This is a genomic window from Williamsia sp. D3, from assembly GCF_000506245.1.
Taxonomy (GTDB): domain Bacteria; phylum Actinomycetota; class Actinomycetes; order Mycobacteriales; family Mycobacteriaceae; genus Williamsia; species Williamsia muralis.
Map to the genome: position 1 here is coordinate 1 of NZ_AYTE01000032.1, position 17,982 is coordinate 17,982.

Genomic DNA, 17,982 nt, shown 5'->3' on the forward strand with positions numbered 1-17,982 from the left:
TGCGGTGCTGGTCGCCGACGCCTGGCAGGCGGGCGGGCCGCGCGGCGCCGACACCGGTCCGACCACGTTCTCCGCTGGGGGCGCTGTAACGAAAGGGCACGATGGCTGATCGAATCGAGTTGCGCGGACTGAAGGTTCGGGGCAATCACGGGGTGTTCGACCACGAGCGGCAGGACGGCCAGGACTTCATCGTCGACATCATCCTGTGGGCCGACCTGCGGGTGGCCGCGGCGACGGACGACCTCGCCGACACCATCGACTACGGGGGACTGGCCCACACCGCCCACGACATCATCGCCGGCACACCGCGCAACCTCATCGAGACGGTCTCGGCCGAGATAGCCGACAAGATCTTGCTCGATCTCGACGCCGTACTGGCGTGTGAGGTGACTTTGCACAAGCCCTCTGCGCCAATCGATCTGGAGTTCGACGACGTGTCGGTCGTCGCTCGCCGATCCCGCAAGGGGATGCAGTGAGCAGTGCGGTGCTCTCGATAGGCTCCAACATCGGAGACCGGCTCGCCCATCTGCAGTCGGTCTGCGACGGTCTCGGTGACCGGGTGGTGGCGGCCTCACGGGTCTACGCCACCGAACCGTGGGGCGGGGTGGAGCAGCAGGATTTTCTGAACGCCACCCTGCTGGTCGACGACGACACCCGGACCGCACGCGATTGGCTGGACGTGGGTCAGCATCTCGAGAACGAGGCGAGGCGGGTACGCGACCAGAGGTGGGGGCCACGAACTCTCGACGTCGACGTGATCTCGGTGTCGGACCACGGGGCAGTTGTCGAGTCGACGGATCCGGTGTTGACCTTGCCCCACCCGCGTGCCGCTGAGCGGGCGTTTGTCCTGATTCCCTGGCTGGACGCCGATCCCGGAGCGGTGCTCCGTCATCGCGGTTCCGACGTTTCGGTGTCGGATCTGCTGGCCGCATTGACGCCGGCCGACCGCGACGGGGTTCGACTCACCGAACACACGCTGACCACCGCCGGTACCGACGCAGGGAAACACACGTGACGAGCCGCAAGCCCGATCCCGGCAGCGACAACGCGATGGGCCCGACCCGTGTCCGGGATCTCGCCATGCTCGCGGTTGTGGTGGCGGTTGTGGTGTTCCTGGTGGTCCGGGTCAGCTACGGATCGCTGCCGCCGCTGCCCCTGTTGGCCGGCATCGTGCTGTATGTGCTTGCCGCACTTGAGGTTGTGATCGCGTTTGTGGTGCGTGCCCGGGTGAATGACCGGCAAATCGGCTCGCACAGCGGCCAATTGCATCCGATCACGCGGCGCGCGTGCTGGCGCTGGCCAAGGCGTCGGCCATTCTCGGTGCTCTCGCCGTCGGCGTGTGGACCGGAACGCTGGCGTATCTGCTCACCCGGCAAGACGATCTCGCGGCGGCAGATCATGATCGCCCGGGCACGATCGTCGGCCTGATCGGTGGCGTGCTGCTTGTCGGTGCGGCACTCTGGCTCGAATACTGCTGCCGCACGCCGGACGATCCCTCAGACGACCTGGCCACCTGAGTAGCCACACATCTCTCGCGAGATGTGCAGATCTCTCGACAAACACGATCGATAACTGGACTTGCCGCACCAGATGGCAAACGCGACACAGTCGGGCAGGTAAGTTTGCCACCATGACCACCTCTGCCGGCCGATCGGCTGATGCCAGAAGAGCCCGCCGTGGTCCTGGTCAGTGGTTGCTCGGTGTGCTGCTGTTGTTTGCGCTCAGCTCCAGCATCTTCATGATCTTCACCTCGGAGATGAGCATCGCCGCCTCGCTGGCCGTCATCACCGCGTTGTGGGCTGCTGTCATCGGCGCCATCCTGGTGACGAAGTATCGCCGGCAGGCCGATTCCGCGGACGCCAAGGCCCGTGACCTCCGACTGGTCTACGAATTGCAGCTCGAGCGTGAGATCTCCGCTCGCCGTCAGTACGAACTGGGCGTCGAGACACAGGTTCGCAAGGAGATCGGCGAACAGTCGGGTGAAGAACTGTCCGCGCTCAAGGCGGAGCTGCAGTCCTTGCGGTCGAGCCTCGAGCAGCTGCTCGGCGAGCTCCCGGACGAACGGATCGCCCTGGTCCGCGAACGTCTGCCGGAACTGGAGAACCGCGCGAACCGCCATGAGGGGTCGGGCAATCCGTACACCCCGGCCGCTTCGCCGATCAGCATTTCCCGCCGGCGCCGCTGGTCCCGGATGATGGAACCGTGGCCGAACGCGATTTTGCGTCCACGGCACCCCCGGCTGATCGCCGGCGCGACGACAACCCGAACGAGAGCACCCAGGTCATCCCGGTGGTGTCCGACGAGGATCCGGTGCCCGTGGAGCCTGCCGAAACACCGGCAGACGACGCGGCCGACACCGAAGAGTCGTCGGACGCCGGTGAGCAGGATGCGGTGACGTCGGACCACTCCGGCGACACCACCAACGCGCAGACACCGTCCGGCCGCCATGCGGGTAGCCGGCGTCGCGCCGATGACGCAGCACCGGAAGTCGTCGCGGCCGGGGACGTGGCCCGTACCGCTGAGCCGCAGGTGGCCGGCGCGCACGAAAAGCGTGCTGAGGAGGCGGACGGAACGCCCGAGGCGCAGGTCGAGTCGTCGGCTCCCGGGCCGTTCGTGGACGAAACCCCCACCGACGAGTGGGAGGTGGCTGTCCCCGCAGAAGGTGGAATCCCCAACGCGCTGCTGGCCGATGACGGCGAGCAGTCCGCGGACCATCCAGGCGCACATGCGTCGGGACGGTCGGTCTCGGAGTTGCTCACCCGATTCGAATCATCGGCACCTGCCGGTGGACGCCGCCGCCGTCGTAGCTGATCGCCCACGTCCTATCGGGTGAGCCCGATCACAGGCATTGGCAATATGTGTCCGCCTGGTTCTATTCTCGCTGCGAGACGTCTGGTACCCGTGCCTGACACATCCCCGGTCGCGTTCGACTCAACGGCCAGGGGAGAAGTCAGAGGGACTGGAACGAATGGAGGACGACGGTGACCTCGACGGGGATTACCAATTGGCCCGCGCCTGCCCGCCTGACGGTGGGCGTCGTGTCGGCGGGTCGAGTGGGAACCACCATCGGTCAGGCCCTCGAACGTGCCGAACACGTGGTCGGCGCCGTCGCCGCATCGTCCCCGGCCTCGCGCGCACGTGCGGCACAGCGGCTCCCCGAGTCCGAGATCCGCGCCGTGGCCGACGTCGCCTCACAGTGCGAGCTCCTTGTTATCGCGGTCCCGGACGACCGATTAGCGTCTGTCATCTCCGATCTGGCGGAGTCGGGATCGGTGCGGCCGGGAACCATCGTCGCCCACACCGCGGGCGCACACGGTGTACGCGTGCTAGATCCGCTCACCGACATCGGAGCGCTCCCGCTGGCGTTGCATCCGGCCATGACGTTCATCGGGACGGAAGAGGACACGGACCGGATCCGCAACTGCTGCTTCGGTGTCACTGCAGCGGACGAGGTGGGTCTGGCCATCGGACAATCGCTGGTACTGGAGATGGGCGCCGAACCGGTCCGCATCGACGAGAAGGACCGCACCCTCTATCACGCTGCCCTGGCTCATGGTGCGAATCATCTTGTCGCGCTTGTGTGTGACGCCGTGGCAGCGCTGCGCAAGGTGGTCGACGGCCAAGACGTGCGGCCGGAACGGATCCTGGGGCCTCTGCTCACCGCGGCGCTCGACAACAGTCTGCAGATCGGCCCGAAGGCGTTGACCGGCCCGGTGGCTCGCGGCGACGCGGCGGCGGTGGCCCGGCATCTGCAGGCGCTGACGGCCGCTGATCCGGGCATCTCGGAGGGATATCGTGCGCTCGCCCGCCGCGCCGCCACGTACACCGATCCACCACCGGACCTGGTCGAGTTGCTCAGGGACGACGACTTGGGAAATGACAGCAGACGGGACGAACATCGATGACCACTGGTGACCTCACGGGCCAGAAACCTTTCACCGCTGGGCAATTGACGGTCCATCATGATCCAGTGCTGCTGAACAAGGTCAGCCGTGCCCTGCGTTCGACGGGTAAGCGGGTGGTGCTGGTTCCCACCATGGGCGCGCTGCACGCGGGCCATCTCGAACTGGTTCGTGCCGCCAAACGCAAGGGCGACGCGGTGGTGATCGCGTCCATCTTCGTCAACCCGTTGCAGTTCGCCGCGGGTGAAGACCTCGACGCCTACCCCCGGACATTCGATGAGGACTGCGATCTCCTGCGGGCGGCCGGCGTCGAATTGGTCTTCGCCCCGAAGGTCTCCGACATGTACCCGACGGGACCGCGCACCACCGTGCACCCGGGACCGCTCGGTGGAGAGCTCGAAGGTGCTTCTCGACCAACGCATTTCGCAGGCATGCTGACCGTGGTGCTCAAGTTGCTGAACATTGCCGCGCCGATGGAGGCCTACTTCGGGGAGAAGGATTACCAGCAGTTGGTGTTGATCCGGCAGATGGTCACCGACCTGAACCTCGACGTACAGATCGTCGGCGTTCCCACCGTGCGCGAAGCCGACGGATTGGCCATGTCGTCGCGCAATCGGTACCTCGATCCCGCTCAGCGTGAGCTGGCGACGACCCTGTCGGCAGCGCTGATCGCGGGCGCCTATGCGGCCGCCGGGGGAGAGCAGGCCATCCTCGACGCGGCCCGCGGCGTTTTCGACCTGCACCCGGACGTCTCGGTCGACTACCTCGAACTGCGCGGCCCCAATCTCGAGGAACCGCCGGCCCGCGGCGACGGCAGGCTGCTCGTCGCCGCGCGAATCGGCTCCACCCGGCTCATTGACAACGTGGGTGTCGCGATCGGCACCGGTTTCGTCGAAAGAGGAGAGAACCCAGCATGATCCGCACCATGATGACCTCGAAGATCCACCGCGCCACGGTGACCCAGGCCGATCTGCACTACGTCGGATCGGTGACGGTCGACCAGGACCTGCTCGACGCCGCCGGTCTGCTCGAGGGTGAGCAGGTGACCATCGTCGACATCAACAACGGCGCCCGGTTGGTCACCTACGCGATCTCGGGTCCCCGCGGGTCCGGGATCATCGGTATCAACGGCGCCGCAGCACATCTGGTGCACCCGGGCGACCTTGTCATCCTGATCGCCTACGGCGGACTCGATGACCGCGAGATCCTCGAGTATCAGCCCAAGGTGGTGTTCGTCGACGAATCGAACCGCATCGTCGAACAGGGTGCCGACCCAGCACACGCACCGGAAGGCTCGGATCTGCTCGACCCCCGCCACCCGGTGCTGTCGAGCAGCCCCGCCTGACATGTTGCTCGCGCTGGACGTCGGCAACACGAACATCCACCTGGGTGTCTATGCCGGCATCGGGACCAATTCGCGGCTGCTGCGCGACTGGCGGATGAGGACCGAGTCGCGCATGACCGCCGACGAGTTGGCGCTGACCATCCGTGGCCTGCTGGGGCCGGACGTGGAACAGGTCACGGCCGTTGTCGGGCTGTCGACGGTGCCGTCTCTGCTGCGCGAGATGCGGGTGATGGTCGGGAAGTACTTCGGGGCCGGACCGCACGTGCTGCTCGAACCCGGTGTGCGAACCGGGGTTCCGCTGTTGGTCGACAACCCCAAAGAGGTCGGGACCGACCGCGTCGCCAATGCGCTCGCCGCCTACTCGGCCTACGGTCGCGGCTGCATCGTCGTCGATTTCGGAACCACCACCCTCGTCGACGTGGTGTCGGCGAAGGGCGAGTTCCTCGGTGGGGCGATCGCCCCGGGTATCGATCTGGCGGTCGAGGCCCTCGCCGTCCGGACGGTGACGCTACGCAAGGTCGAGCTGTTGCCGCCGCGCTCTGTGGTGGGCAAGAACACCGTCGAAGCACTGCAGTCGGGCATCCTGTACGGATTCGCAGGTCAGGTGGACGGGCTCGTGTCCCGGGTACGGCGTGAAGTGCCGGGTTTCGACGGCGACGACATCGCGGTGATCGCCACCGGCTACCTCGCCCCGCTGGTCTTCGATGAGTGTGTGACGTTGCAGCACCACGAGCCAACTCTGACGCTCGACGGGTTGCGGCTGGTGTACGAGCGGCAACGCGATGCCCGGGCAAAGGGGCGTTCGGCGGGCTCGCGTCCGGACTGAGGTGTTGCCGCGGTCGGGTGACGGTGGTGCGATCGTGATCGCTGTGGCACAATCTCCACCGTGATCACGCGGAGCTGTCAGGAGTGTTGTCGGGGCTGAAACGCCTCTTGATGACCCCTACGCCCGTTCTTCGGCCGATCTGCTGCCGATCATTCACGAAAGCGCCAGCCATGTCTGTGCTCATCGCACCCGCACCTTCTCTGTCCAGTCGGCCCACGTCGGCATACCCCGTTGCTCCGCTGTCCGTCGCGGCGCACGACGTCGATTCCCTGCTCCGCAGCGGTGCTGTGGCCATCGACATCCGTAGCCAGCAGGAACGTGATCGGGACGGAATCGTCCTCGGCGCGTTGGCAATTCCCGCCGAACAGATTCTCGACCGCCTGATCCCGGGCTCGGGGGAGACACTGCGTCGCGCTGACGCCTCCAGCCGTTGGCTTCTCATCGGGGTGGACGGTCACGACGCCGAGATGCTCACCTGGCACCTGCAGGCCGCGGGGGTGCCCGGCGCCCGGTTTGTTGCCGGTGGCCAGATGGCGCTCGCCCGTTCGGCCGACCGGCGTCCGGTCGCCGGTCACACCGAGCGCGAGTGGAGCATGTTCTCCGCGCACTGATCACGCGCCGACCTGGCGACCCGTCGAATATGGCCAACCCAGGTTCGGCCGCTAGGGTCGTTGGCGTGAATGAAGCCCGTGGCCAAGGCCGGAAAAATGCAGCAGACGACAACACCGAGGATCAGACCCCGGAGCAGTTGCGAGTTCGGCGCGAGAAGCGCGATCGCATCCTCGCCGAGGGTGGTCAGGCCTATCCCGTGTCGGTTCCGCGCACCCATTCACTGGCCGAGCTCCGCGCGAAGTACCCAGACCTCGAGCCCGACACCCAGACAGGTGAGGTCGTCGGCATCGCCGGCCGGGTGATCTTCATCCGCAACACCGGGAAGCTGTGCTTCGCAACACTTCAAGAAGGCGATGGCACGCAGCTGCAGGCCATGATCAGCCTGAACGGCGTGGGTGAGGAGTCGCTGGCCGCCTGGAAGTCCGACGTGGACCTCGGTGACTTCGTGTTCGTACACGGCGAGGTGATCAGCTCGCGACGCGGAGAACTGAGCGTGCTCGCCGACACGTGGCAGATGGCGAGCAAGGCGCTGCGCCCACTTCCGGTGGCGCACAAGGAGATGAACGAGGAAACGCGTGTCCGCCAGCGGTACGTCGACCTCATCGTGCGACCCCAGGCCCGCGAGATGGCGCGAACACGCGTCGCGGTCCTGCGGGAACTGCGCGCGGCGCTGGAGCGGCGGGGATTCCTGGAGATCGAGACACCGATGCTGCAGACGCTGCACGGTGGTGCGGCCGCCAGGCCGTTCGTCACCCATTCCAACGCCCTCGACATCGACCTCTACCTGCGCATCGCCCCAGAGCTGTTCCTCAAGCGGGCTGTGGTCGGCGGTATCGAGCGGGTCTTCGAGATCAACCGCAACTTCCGCAACGAGGGCGCCGACAGCACCCATTCGCCCGAGTTCGCGATGCTCGAGACGTACCAGGCGTACGGCACCTACGACGACTCGGCGACGATGACCCGTGAGGTGATTCAGGAAGTGGCGATGGCCGCCCTCGGCACCCTGACCCCGGAGATGGCCGACGGATCGATCAACGATCTGAGCGGGGAATGGAAGTCGGTGGAGATGTATCCCTCGCTCTCCGAGTCGCTCGGGATCGAGATCACGCCGGCCACGACGGTCGAGAAACTGCTCTCCATCAGCGCCGATGTGGGGCTCGAGATCCCGGCAGGCAAGGGCTACGGCCACGGCAAGCTCGTCGAGGAACTCTGGGAACACCAGGTGGGCGACGGGTTGTCGGGGCCGGTATTCGTCCGCGATTTCCCGGTCGAGACATCACCCCTGGTGCGTGAGCACCGCGACAAGCCGGGTGTGAGTGAAAAGTGGGATCTCTATGTCCGCGGGTTCGAATTGGCTACCGGTTATTCCGAATTGGTCGATCCGGTGATTCAGCGGGAGCGGTTCGTCGACCAGGCCCGTTTGGCTCGTGCCGGTGATGATGAGGCAATGGTGCTCGATGAAGAGTTTCTTGCGGCCATGGAGCAGGGCATGCCGCCGACGACCGGTACCGGAATGGGCATTGACCGACTTCTGATGGCTCTTACGGGTCTCGGCATTCGCGAAACCATCCTCTTTCCACTCGTCAAGCCGCAGCAATGACGTTACTGGAAAACGCTTCCTCTTATTAGCGTTGACGGTTCATTCGCGCTATGCTGGCGGCCGATAGGCGGCCACCATGAATATTGTTCGTTTGCGTTGTGTGCCGGAACTGTCAAAGTTGGATCCGGGAGCCATCAGAATGGAGCATTATGGCTAAGAAGGTAACCGTCACACTCGTAGATGATGTTGATGACAGCAAGACAGCGGACGAGACCGTGGAGTTCGGCGTCGATGGCGTCACCTACGAGATCGACCTGTCCAGCAAGAACGCTGACAAGCTGCGTGACGACGTGGCGAAATGGGCTGAGCATGCCCGACGTGTGAGTGGCCGTAAGCGCGCGAAAGGGATCGCCACCAAGGCATCTGTGGATCGCGAGCAGACCGCGGCAATCCGTGACTGGGCCCGTCGTAACGGCCACCAGGTGTCATCGCGCGGGCGTATTGCCGCGGATGTCGTCGAGGCTTACAACGAGGCGCACTGACGCATTGAACTGACCACAACTGTAGTCAAAATGACGGGCGGCCCGAGGAATCGGGCCGCCCGTCATTTGTTTCTCCGGCGGTTCTCTTCGAATTGTATTAGTGCGCATTCAGAAAAGAATCGAAAACATTTATGACCGTCGCGATCATTTGTGAACTTGTGTGACAAACCGTTGTCCCTTTCGAGTTGCGGATAGTCGAAGTGAGACAAACTGTTCATCAGCGGAACAAAGCTCGCGAAGACAGGCATGGCCGGGTTCAGTGCAGTTCGCGCTTGAGGATCTTGCCGCCGGCATTGCGTGGGAACTCGTCGATGATGATGACCGAACGCGGGGTCTTGAAGTTCGCGAGTTTCTGACGGCAGTACTCGATGACCGACTTTTCGTCAACGGACGCGCCCGGTGACAACGTGAGGTAAGCGCGCCCCACTTCTCCCAATCGCTCATCAGGTACCCCGACGACGGCAGCCTCGGCCACCCCTTCGATTCTGGCGAGAACCTGCTCGACTTCTGCGGGGTACACATTGAATCCGCCGCTGATGTACATGTCTTTCAGGCGGTCCGTGATGGAGAGATTTCCGCGCTCGTCAATAGTTCCGATGTCGCCGGTGTGCAGCCAGCCGTCGGCGTCGATCGCCTCTGCGGTGGCCTTGGGGTCGTCGAGATAACCGCGCATGACCATCTTGCCGCGGGCCAGCACCTCGCCGTTCTCCGAGAGCTTGATCTCCATGCCCGTGAACGGGCGGCCGCACGTGTTGGCCACGGTCTGATCGTCGTCGTCGGGTGTGCAGGTGGTGACGAAGCCGCTCGCCTCGGTCAGGCCGTAGGCGGTGATGACGGTCTCGATGCCGAGGTCGCGTTGCATCCGCTCGACGAGCACCACGGGCACGATCGCGGCGCCGGTGACTGCCAGCCGCAGTGACGAGAGGTCGAACTCGGGGCGCTGCGGAGCGTCGAGGATCGTCTGGAAGATGGTCGGGGCGCCGGGGAACACGGTGGCCCTGCGTTGCTCGATCAGCCGCATCGCGGCATCGGTGGAGTACACCGCCAGAGGGATCATCGTGGTGCCCATCAGGGTGCACACGAGGATTCCGGCCTTGTATCCAAAGGTGTGGAAGTAGGGATTCACCATCAGGTAGCGGTCGTCGGTCCCCAGTTTCCCGTTGGTGGCCCACGCTCGAGCGCCGGCGACCGTCTGCTGATGCTCGGCGAGGGCTCCCTTTGACCTGCCGGTGGTCCCCGAGGTGAACAGCACGTCGGAGATGTCGGTGGGTGCGACCGCAGATGCACGTGCGTCGGCTTCGGCCCTCCCCTCGTCGGTTGCTGCACAGAGGAAGTCGTTCCAGTCGACAGCGACCGCACCCCGATGGTCATCCGCCTCGAGGCGTACGCGGATGGCCACGGCCAGGTCCGATGCTGCAGCGAGGTCACCGCCTGCCTCGGCGCACAATTGTTCGACCCGGTCGGTGCCGAGGAATCGGCCGACCACGACGATCGCCCGGGCCTTGGTGCGCTGAACGATCTCCAGCGCCTCCGCCGCGGTGTAACGGGTGTTGAGTGGGACGAGGGTGGCGCCGGCGAAATGGGCGCCGAGCGCAGCGATGGGCCAGTGAAAGCTGTTCGGTGCCCAGATGGCGACCCGGTCGCCGGCCTCGATGCCCTCCGCGATCAGGCCGGCCGCGAAAGTACGCACGGCGCCGAGGAGGTCGGACCAGGTCAGTTCGACCGTCTCGCCCCACTGGTCGTCGATGATCGCCAGACCGTCCGGCCACAATTCCGCGGCTCGGCGCAAGGCCTGCGGTGTGGTGATGACGGCGTCGACGTCGAGCCGGTCTGGGGTGGGCTGATCTGCTGAAATGGACACGATTCCTCCCGGAGCTCACACCTGCGTAAAAGGCTAGTACCACCTGGTACAGCGCAGGTTCCGAAGCCAAAACCTAGCACTTGCTTGGGTGCGCTAACCGAGCAAGTGCTTGGTCGGTTACGCTGGTTCACATGACGGCGATCAACCTCGCTGACCGAGGCGTGGACCTGGGTGAATGGGATGGTTCGGCGGCCGATTTCGCGGCTGCCGTACGACAGTGGCTCGACGACAATCTGACCGGCGAGTTCGCGGATCTGAAGTCACGCGGCGGCCCGGGCAGCGAACACGAGTTCTACGGGCCGCGGCTCGCGTGGGACCGGCTGCTGGCCGCCTCGGGGTGGACGTGCCTCGGTTGGCCTGTGGAACACGGCGGCCGAGGCGCGTCCATCGAGCAGCGCATCATCTTTCATCAGGAGTACGCCCGGGCAGGCGCGCCGGCCCGGGTCAGCCACGTGGGCGAGGAACTGCTCGGCCCGACGCTGATCGCCTTCGGGACCGAGGAACAGAAGAAGCGTTTCCTGCCGGGCATCACCACGGTCGACGAGTTGTGGGCGCAGGGTTACTCCGAACCGGGCGCGGGGTCGGACCTGGCGAACATCTCCACCACCGCCACACTCGACGGCGACAAGTGGGTCATCAACGGCCAGAAGATCTGGACGTCGCTGGCACACGTCGCCCAATGGGCATTTGTGCTGTGCCGCACCGAGCCGGGGTCCTCGCGTCACAAGGGACTGAGTTTTCTCCTCGTGCCGCTCGATCAACCCGGCGTCACCGTCCGGCCGATCCAGCAGCTCACCGGTACCTCCGAGTTCAACGAGGTGTTCTTCGACGACGCCACCACCGAGGCCGGCCTTGTCGTCGGCGAACCCGGTGAGGGCTGGAAAGTGGCGATGGGTCTGCTCGAGTTCGAGCGGGGTGTGTCCACGCTCGGTCAGCAGGTGGGCTTCTCGCGCGAACTCGAACACATCGTGGAGATGGCAAAGGCCAACGGGTCGTCGAACAGCCCGGTGATCCGGGAGCGGATCGCCCGGGCATGGCTCGAGCTCCGGGTGATGCGTGCCCACGCACAACGCACACTTGCCGTGGTGGACACCGGCGGCGCCGGGGGAGCGGCCTCGGTGTCGAAGTTGTTGTGGGCCAACTGGCATCGTGACCTCGGCGAGCTCGCAATGGCGGTCCAGGGGGCCCCGTCGCTCATCGCACCCGATCGCACCAGCGAGGGTGAACCCAACAACATCTTCGAGCCGGACAAGGTGGAACTCGATCAGTGGCAGCGGCTGTTCTTGTTCACCCGCGCCGACACGATCTATGGCGGCTCGAATGAAGTGCAGCGCAACATCATTGCCGAGCGGGTGCTCGGACTACCTCGAGAGGCACGACCGTGACAGTTCAGCAAGGTTCCAGTCCGCTGGCGACGCCGCCTGAAGAGATCCCAGGTCACGGCCTGCTCGCCGGCCGCAAGGTCGTGGTGACGGCCGCCGCGGGCACCGGGATCGGGTTCGCCTCCGCGCGCAGGGCTTTGGCCGAAGGCGCCGATGTGCTGGTCAGCGATTGGCACGAACGCAGGCTCGGCGAGACCGTGGACAAACTCAAGGGTGAGTTCGCCGATCAGACCGTGGCGTCCGTGGTGTGCAACGTGCAGAAGACCTCAGAGGTCAATGCCCTGATCGAGTCCGCGGCCTCCGAACTCGGCCGTATCGACGTGCTGATCAACAATGCCGGACTCGGTGGTGAGACCCCGGTCGTCGACATGGACGACGACGAGTGGGACCGCGTCATCGACATCACGTTGAACGGTACCTTCCGCGCGACTCGCGCGGCGTTGCGTTACTTCCGCGACGCCCCCCACGGCGGCGTGATCGTGAACAATGCGTCGGTTCTGGGCTGGCGTGCACAGCACAGCCAATCCCATTACGCCGCAGCAAAAGCCGGGGTGATGGCCCTGACCCGGTGTGCGGCGATCGAAGCCGCCGAGTACGGCGTGCGAATCAACGCGGTGGCTCCCTCCATCGCCCGCCATCCCTTCCTCGCGAAGGTCACCAGCGAAGAGCTGCTCGCCGACCTCGCCTCGCGCGAGGCCTACGGACGCGCCGCCGAGGTCTGGGAGATCGCGGCGACCATCGCAATGCTCGCCAGCGACTACACCACCTACCTCACCGGTGAAGTGGTCTCCATCTCCAGCCAGCGGGCCTGACCCACCAGATCGAACCGCCACGTTTTTTGATCGAAGGAGCACACAATGTCCAAACCTCAGGCGTACATCGTCGATGCCGTACGCACGCCGGTCGGCAAGCGCAACGGCTCACTGGCCAAGGTGCACCCTGCCGATCTCGGCGCGCACGTCATCAAGGCGACGCTCGAACGCACCGGTATCGACCCGATGGTCGTCGACGACGTCATCTTCGGGTGCGTGGACACCATCGGGCCGCAGGCCGGCAACATCGCCCGAACCGCCTGGCTCACAGCCGGTCTGCCCCTCGACATCCCCGGCACCACCATCGACCGCCAGTGCGGGTCGTCGCAGCAGGCCATCCATTTCGCCGCGCAGGCCGTGATGAGTGGCACGCAGGACGTGGTGCTCGCCGGCGGCGTCCAGAACATGAGCGCCATCCCCATCTCGGCCGCCATGCTGGCCGGCGTCCAGTACGGATTCGAAGGGCCGTTCAAGGGATCGGTCGGCTGGGACGAGCGGTTCGGCGATGCCGAGATCTCTCAGTTCGCCGGCGCCGACATGATGGCCAAGAAGTGGGACATCAGCCGCGAAGACATGGAGCAGTGGGCTCTGCAGTCGCACCAGCGTGCGCGCCGCGCCATCGATGAGGGCCACTTCGCTGCGGAGACCGTGGCGCTCGGCGACTGTGTCGTCGACGAATGCCCTCGCGAGACATCGCTGGAGAAGATGGCCGGACTTCCGGTACTGGCCGAGGGCTCGTCGCTGACGGCTGCTGTCGCCTCCCAGATCTGCGACGGCGCTTCGGCTGCCCTCGTGGTGTCCGAGGATGCACTCAAGCAGTACAACCTCACGCCCCGCGCGCGCATCCACCACATCTCGGTGCGCGGCGACGACCCCGTGATGATGCTGTCTGCGCCGATTCCCGCCACCAAGTACGCACTCGAGAAGAGCGGCCTGAGCATCGATGACATCGACGTCATCGAGATCAACGAAGCATTCGCCCCGGTGGTGCTCGCGTGGCTCAAGGAGACCGGTGCCGACCCGGCCCGGGTCAACCCGAACGGCGGCGGCATCGCCCTCGGACATCCCCTCGGAGCCACCGGCGCCAAGCTGTTCGCCACGTTGCTGCACGAACTCGAGCGCACCGGGGGCCGCTACGGCCTGCAAACGATGTGTGAGGGTGGCGGCACCGCCAACGTCACGATCATCGAGCGGCTGTAGTCGAGCTCGCGTACCTCCTCTTTGCCCCCGGGTCACTGGCGCCCCCGGTGTGAGTTGGCGCATACTGGTTTGCGACATACTTGGAAAATCGTTCCAACGTTTCGTGTGTAACCAAGGGCAATTTGGAGGTCCGCGTTATGACCAAACCGGCAGACGTAGCTAAAAAGCAGGTCACAGAGCACAAATCAGCCGACACGTTGTCGCTGCAGGAGTTGCTCGAGCTGCAGCGGGCCGCGTTCCTGCGTGACGGAATCCCCGACGCGCAGACTCGCATCGACCGGATCGTTCGCCTCCAGGCCCTGTTGCTCGACAACGCCGAAGAGCTTGCCGAGGCGTTGAATGCCGACTTCGGGACTCGACCACGCGAGTTGTCGATGGCCGCCGACATCGCCGGATGCATGATCGACCTCTCGCATCAGAAGAGGTATGTCACCAAGTGGATGGAGACGTCCACGCCGGGCAAGTTGATGGCCCGGGCGGGATTCCGCCAGGAGGTCCGCCACGACCCCAAGGGTGTCGTCGGCATCATGGGCCCCTGGAACTTTCCTCTCAACCTGACTATCGTGCCGGCGGGCTCGGCATTCGCTGCGGGCAATCGAGTGCTGGTGCGTCCGTCGTCCGTCACCGCCAAGACCACCGCGGTCCTCGCCAAGCACGCGCCGAGGTACTTCAGCCTCGAGGAGTTCGCTGTGCTGACCAGCGCTCACGGCGGCGGTTCAGATTTTGCCAAGCTCGAGGTCGACCACATGTTCTTCACCGGCTCGCCGGATGTGGGTCGATCGGTGGCCGCTGAGGCCGGCAAGAACCTTGTGCCCGTCACGCTCGAGCTCGGCGGCAAGAACCCGGTGATCGTCGACATCGACGCCGACATCGATCAGGCGGCCCAGCGCATCGCCGACGCCCGCCTGGTCAACGGCGGTCAGGTCTGCCTGTGCCCCGACTACGTGTGGGTGCCCGAAGCCAAGCTGGGAGAGTTCACCGACAAGGTGCTGGCCCGCTGGCGCAGCAACCTCCCGTCGATCAAGGACAATCCGCAGTACACCTCGACCATCAACGAGAAGAACTTCAACCGGATCGTCGACCTCATCGACGATGCCGTCTCACTCGGTGCCACCAAGCACCAGGTGATCCCGGCAGGCGAAAGTCTTCCGGACGCGGAAGCTCGGAAGATTCCGCCAACCCTGCTCACCGGAGTGAAGGCCGGGATGAAGATCGAAGAGGACGAGGTCTTCGGCCCCGTGCTCACTGTCTATCCCTACCGCGATCTCGGCGAGGTGATCGCCCACGTCACAAGTCATCCGAACCCGTTGACCATGTACTGGCACGGTGACCGCAATGAGCGATTCGCGAAGATAGCCGACGCCACCCGGTCGGGTTCGATCAACGGAAACGACTTCGCCATCAACATGTTCGGGCCAGACCTGCCGTTCGGCGGCTCCGGCCAGAGTGGCATGGGCAGCTATCACGGCAAGTATGGTTTTGACACCTTCTCCCATACCCGGGCGGTGGCATTCTCGACGTTGAAGATCGCGGTGTCCGAGATGATGTCGGCGCCGTTCACGGCCAAAGACACCAAGAACGCCAACACGCAGTTGAAGTTGTGGAAGTTCTTCAACGCGCGGGCCCGTAAGAAGCTGGGACACTAGCTCTACCGACGGATCGCATGCCACCCGCTTCGTGCAGGTGGGACGCCTGAACAACCAAGCGCTTGCTAGGCTTGAGCTCTTGGAGGTGAGGCGGGTGGCTGCGACCCGAAAGCGGATTGAATCAGACTCAGGCCTGGCGGACAGCCGGACCAGAACGTCGCGGCGCGACGAGTTGCTGACGGTGGCAAGTTCGTTGTTCGCCGAGCGCGGGCTGCGCACAACCACAGTGCGCGACATCGCCGACAGCGCGGGCATCCTCTCCGGCAGTCTGTACCACCACTTCGATTCCAAGGAATCGATGGTCGACGAGATCCTGCGTAGTTTCCTGGACTCGCTCTTCGACACCTACCACGAGGTTGTCGCGGCGGGCATGCCCGCGCGAGAGACGCTGCGCGCGTTGGTTGTTGCCTCGTTCGAGAGCATCGACCGCGACCATTACGCCGTCGCCATCTATCAAGACGAAGCCAAGCGATTGTCCACGCAGGACCGCTTCGCCTACATACGCGACCGCAATGTCGAGTTCCGCACCCTCTGGAAAGACGTTCTCAATCGTGGTGTCGCCGACGGTAGTTTCCGCAGCGATCTCGACGTCGAGCTGGTCTACCGGTTCATGCGTGACACCGTGTGGGTTGCGGTGCGCTGGTATCGGCCCGGTGGCGAGCTGACCGCGCATCAGGTGGCCGAGCAGTACCTCAGTGTGGTGCTCGATGGGATCATTCCCCGCTGACGTGGCACTCTTGTTGCGATGCTGCACATGCGGGTGGTCACGCCGACCGAGCTCACCGAGCAGATCGTGGAGATGCTTGTCCATGACTCGGCGGTCAGCAACGTCGCCGTGTTCGCCGGTTCGTCGGTCAAACCGGCGGGCGATGTGCTCGAGGTCGAAGTAGCCCGCGAGGGCGTGAACGAGATCATCAACGAACTGCGGGATCTGGGAGTGCATCGGGTCGGTTCGGTGCAGATCGCTCGAGTGCCCACTTGGATGTCGCAGAAGGCTTTCGACGCGGAGCGCGTCACCCCTGGCGCGAGTGCGGACGCGGTGGTCTGGACTGAGGTCACCCAGCAGGCGTACGAGGATTCCGAGTTCAACTGGACGTTCTCGATGTTCATGTTTCTCGCGACGCTGCTGTGCGCGATTGCGATTGTGCTGAACTCGACGATTCTCCTAATCGGCGCGATGGTGCTCGGCCCCGAGTTCGGTGCGGTTGCTGCTTTGGGAGTTGCGCTGGTGCGCCGGAGGTTCGGGTTGCTGCGGCGCGCGGTGGCCACGTTGAGTGGCGGCTTTGTGATCGCGATCGTGGCCACCACCGTCTTTGCGTTGATCGCCCGCGCACTGGGGTGGATCACGGTGATCGACGTGGTGGAGGCGCGGCCGGACACCGAGTTCATCTACTCGCCTGACAAGTGGTCGTTCATAGTGGCGATGCTCGCGGGCGCGCTGGTGTGCTGTCGCTGACGTCGGCAAGGCTTGGTGGCTTGTCGGGGGTGTTCATCTCGGTCACCACGATTCCGGCCGCCGGCAACATGGCGTTGGGTATTACGTTCGGTCTCGGCGGCACCGTGGTGGGCAGTCTGGCGCAGTTGCTGATCAACTTGGCGGGGATGGCCGTTGCGGGGTGGCTCACCTTGGCGCTGCAGCAGGCGAGTTGGCAGAGGTTGTCGGCCTACCGCGCGAGGGTGTTGAAGAACCGGTCACTCAGGCAGCCTCGACCGCCGGAGATGTGACCGTTCTTGCGTCGTCGAATCCGTGGGGCCGTGTGGTGAATGTTTGCCCGTATTGGGTTGTCCAGGTGATGGTTCCGTCGGTGTGCATACGCGTCATCCAGTAGCCGAGTGTTTTGCGTTTGTGGTCGGGGCGGCAGATGGCGCCGAGGTTTTGTTCGATGGTCCAGCCGCCTGATCGGGGGTCGGCGTGGTTGAACGGGATGATGTGGTCGATCTCGCATTCGGATGCCGGGGTGGAGCATCCTGGGGTGCGGCAGGTGCCGTCGCGGGCGATGATCGCTTCGCGTAGTGCTTGTGATGGTTGGTAGGTGAGTGCGCCTGGTGGTGGTTCGGGGAATCCGCCGTGGCCGTCGGGTGGCAGCAGCCCCGGTGGTGGAGCGGTGACGCCTGGTTGCCGATGACGACCTCGGGCGAATTGGTCGGCTTCTTTGTAGAGGCCTTGCCAGGTGGCGTCGGCGGCGAGTTCGCGTGCGAGTGCGGGGTCGATGACGCCGTATCCGTCGATGGTGGGGACTTGTCCGGTCAGGCCGGCCAGGGTTGCTGCGTCGGTGTGGATTTTGACCATTGGCTTGGGTGGGGCGGGTAGGGG

18 protein-coding genes and 2 pseudogenes are annotated in these 17,982 nt (G+C 64.9%); 18 read left to right on the forward strand and 2 right to left on the reverse strand.

Annotation, left to right across the window (positions count from 1 at the left end; genetic code table 11):
* Nucleotides 1–101: 101 nt before the first annotated feature.
* From folB to W823_RS50310, 12 genes and pseudogenes are all read left to right on the forward strand, one after another.
* Complete coding sequence (folB, locus tag W823_RS50260) at nucleotides 102–476, forward strand: dihydroneopterin aldolase (RefSeq protein ID WP_023961129.1); 375 nt, start codon at nucleotides 102–104, stop codon at nucleotides 474–476.
* Entirely contained in the window at nucleotides 473–1,015 is a 543-nt protein-coding gene (gene folK / locus W823_RS50265) for a 2-amino-4-hydroxy-6-hydroxymethyldihydropteridine diphosphokinase (protein ID WP_023961132.1), read from the forward strand. Before folB ends, folK begins: the two co-directional genes overlap by 4 nt.
* A 101-nt stretch (nucleotides 1,016–1,116) precedes the next feature.
* Nucleotides 1,117–1,517, forward strand: a pseudogene (locus tag W823_RS50270) (DUF3180 domain-containing protein).
* 113 nt (nucleotides 1,518–1,630) lie between these two features.
* Nucleotides 1,631–2,395: a DUF6779 domain-containing protein gene (locus W823_RS59020; RefSeq protein ID WP_235189629.1), complete on the forward strand. Its 765-nt coding sequence runs from the start codon at nucleotides 1,631–1,633 to the stop codon at nucleotides 2,393–2,395.
* A complete protein-coding gene (locus tag W823_RS59025) occupies nucleotides 2,392–2,811 on the forward strand; it encodes a hypothetical protein (RefSeq protein ID WP_235189630.1) in 420 nt (139 codons plus the stop codon). Before W823_RS59020 ends, W823_RS59025 begins: the two co-directional genes overlap by 4 nt.
* A gap of 170 nt (nucleotides 2,812–2,981) precedes the next feature.
* Nucleotides 2,982–3,905: a Rossmann-like and DUF2520 domain-containing protein gene (locus W823_RS50280; protein WP_023961134.1), complete on the forward strand. Its 924-nt coding sequence runs from the start codon at nucleotides 2,982–2,984 to the stop codon at nucleotides 3,903–3,905.
* Nucleotides 3,902–4,819 carry a pantoate--beta-alanine ligase gene (gene panC, locus W823_RS50285; protein WP_023961136.1) on the forward strand — a complete coding sequence of 306 codons (918 nt, stop codon included), beginning with the start codon at nucleotides 3,902–3,904 and terminating at the stop codon, nucleotides 4,817–4,819. The genes W823_RS50280 and panC overlap by 4 nt, the downstream gene beginning before the upstream one ends.
* Complete coding sequence (panD, locus tag W823_RS50290; protein ID WP_023961138.1) at nucleotides 4,816–5,247, forward strand: aspartate 1-decarboxylase; 432 nt, start codon at nucleotides 4,816–4,818, stop codon at nucleotides 5,245–5,247. The genes panC and panD overlap by 4 nt, the downstream gene beginning before the upstream one ends.
* Before the next feature lies 1 nt (nucleotide 5,248).
* A complete protein-coding gene (locus W823_RS50295; protein ID WP_023961140.1) occupies nucleotides 5,249–6,073 on the forward strand; it encodes a type III pantothenate kinase in 825 nt (274 codons plus the stop codon).
* A gap of 170 nt (nucleotides 6,074–6,243) precedes the next feature.
* Nucleotides 6,244–6,684: a hypothetical protein gene (locus W823_RS50300; RefSeq protein WP_023961142.1), complete on the forward strand. Its 441-nt coding sequence runs from the start codon at nucleotides 6,244–6,246 to the stop codon at nucleotides 6,682–6,684.
* Nucleotides 6,685–6,713: 29 nt separating this feature from the next.
* Nucleotides 6,714–8,285 (forward strand): lysine--tRNA ligase, encoded by a 1,572-nt coding sequence (gene lysS, locus W823_RS50305; protein ID WP_023961144.1) that lies wholly within the window; start codon nucleotides 6,714–6,716, stop codon nucleotides 8,283–8,285.
* A gap of 149 nt (nucleotides 8,286–8,434) precedes the next feature.
* Complete coding sequence (locus W823_RS50310) at nucleotides 8,435–8,767, forward strand: Lsr2 family protein (RefSeq protein ID WP_023961146.1); 333 nt, start codon at nucleotides 8,435–8,437, stop codon at nucleotides 8,765–8,767.
* A 256-nt stretch (nucleotides 8,768–9,023) separates the two neighbouring features.
* On the opposite strand, the gene W823_RS50315 is transcribed toward W823_RS50310, so the two are convergent.
* Entirely contained in the window at nucleotides 9,024–10,628 is a 1,605-nt protein-coding gene (locus W823_RS50315; RefSeq protein WP_023961148.1) for a FadD3 family acyl-CoA ligase, read from the reverse strand.
* A gap of 131 nt (nucleotides 10,629–10,759) precedes the next feature.
* On the opposite strand from W823_RS50315, the gene W823_RS50320 reads away from it, so the two are divergent.
* The 6 genes and pseudogenes from W823_RS50320 (at nucleotide 10,760) to W823_RS59030 (ending at nucleotide 17,393) form a co-directional block, all read left to right on the forward strand.
* Nucleotides 10,760–12,013 carry an acyl-CoA dehydrogenase family protein gene (locus W823_RS50320; protein WP_023961150.1) on the forward strand — a complete coding sequence of 418 codons (1,254 nt, stop codon included), beginning with the start codon at nucleotides 10,760–10,762 and terminating at the stop codon, nucleotides 12,011–12,013.
* On the forward strand, nucleotides 12,010–12,822 hold the full coding sequence (locus W823_RS50325) for an SDR family oxidoreductase (RefSeq protein WP_023961152.1): 813 nt from the start codon (nucleotides 12,010–12,012) through the stop codon (nucleotides 12,820–12,822). Before W823_RS50320 ends, W823_RS50325 begins: the two co-directional genes overlap by 4 nt.
* A gap of 45 nt (nucleotides 12,823–12,867) precedes the next feature.
* Entirely contained in the window at nucleotides 12,868–14,022 is a 1,155-nt protein-coding gene (locus W823_RS50330) for an acetyl-CoA C-acetyltransferase (protein WP_023961154.1), read from the forward strand.
* A gap of 137 nt (nucleotides 14,023–14,159) precedes the next feature.
* The gene (locus W823_RS50335) at nucleotides 14,160–15,668 is read left to right on the forward strand and encodes an aldehyde dehydrogenase family protein (RefSeq protein WP_023961156.1); all 1,509 of its coding nucleotides are present in this window, start codon (nucleotides 14,160–14,162) and stop codon (nucleotides 15,666–15,668) included.
* A 94-nt stretch (nucleotides 15,669–15,762) separates the two neighbouring features.
* Nucleotides 15,763–16,395 carry a TetR/AcrR family transcriptional regulator gene (locus tag W823_RS50340; RefSeq protein WP_051406656.1) on the forward strand — a complete coding sequence of 211 codons (633 nt, stop codon included), beginning with the start codon at nucleotides 15,763–15,765 and terminating at the stop codon, nucleotides 16,393–16,395.
* 450 nt (nucleotides 16,396–16,845) lie between these two features.
* Nucleotides 16,846–17,393: pseudogene (locus W823_RS59030) on the forward strand (DUF389 domain-containing protein).
* Here the strand turns inward: W823_RS59030 and W823_RS57850 are convergent.
* Entirely contained in the window at nucleotides 17,365–17,958 is a 594-nt protein-coding gene (locus tag W823_RS57850; protein WP_023961160.1) for an HNH endonuclease signature motif containing protein, read from the reverse strand. The pseudogene W823_RS59030 and the gene W823_RS57850 sit on opposite strands and share 29 nt — an antisense overlap.
* Nucleotides 17,959–17,982: the final 24 nt, after the last annotated feature.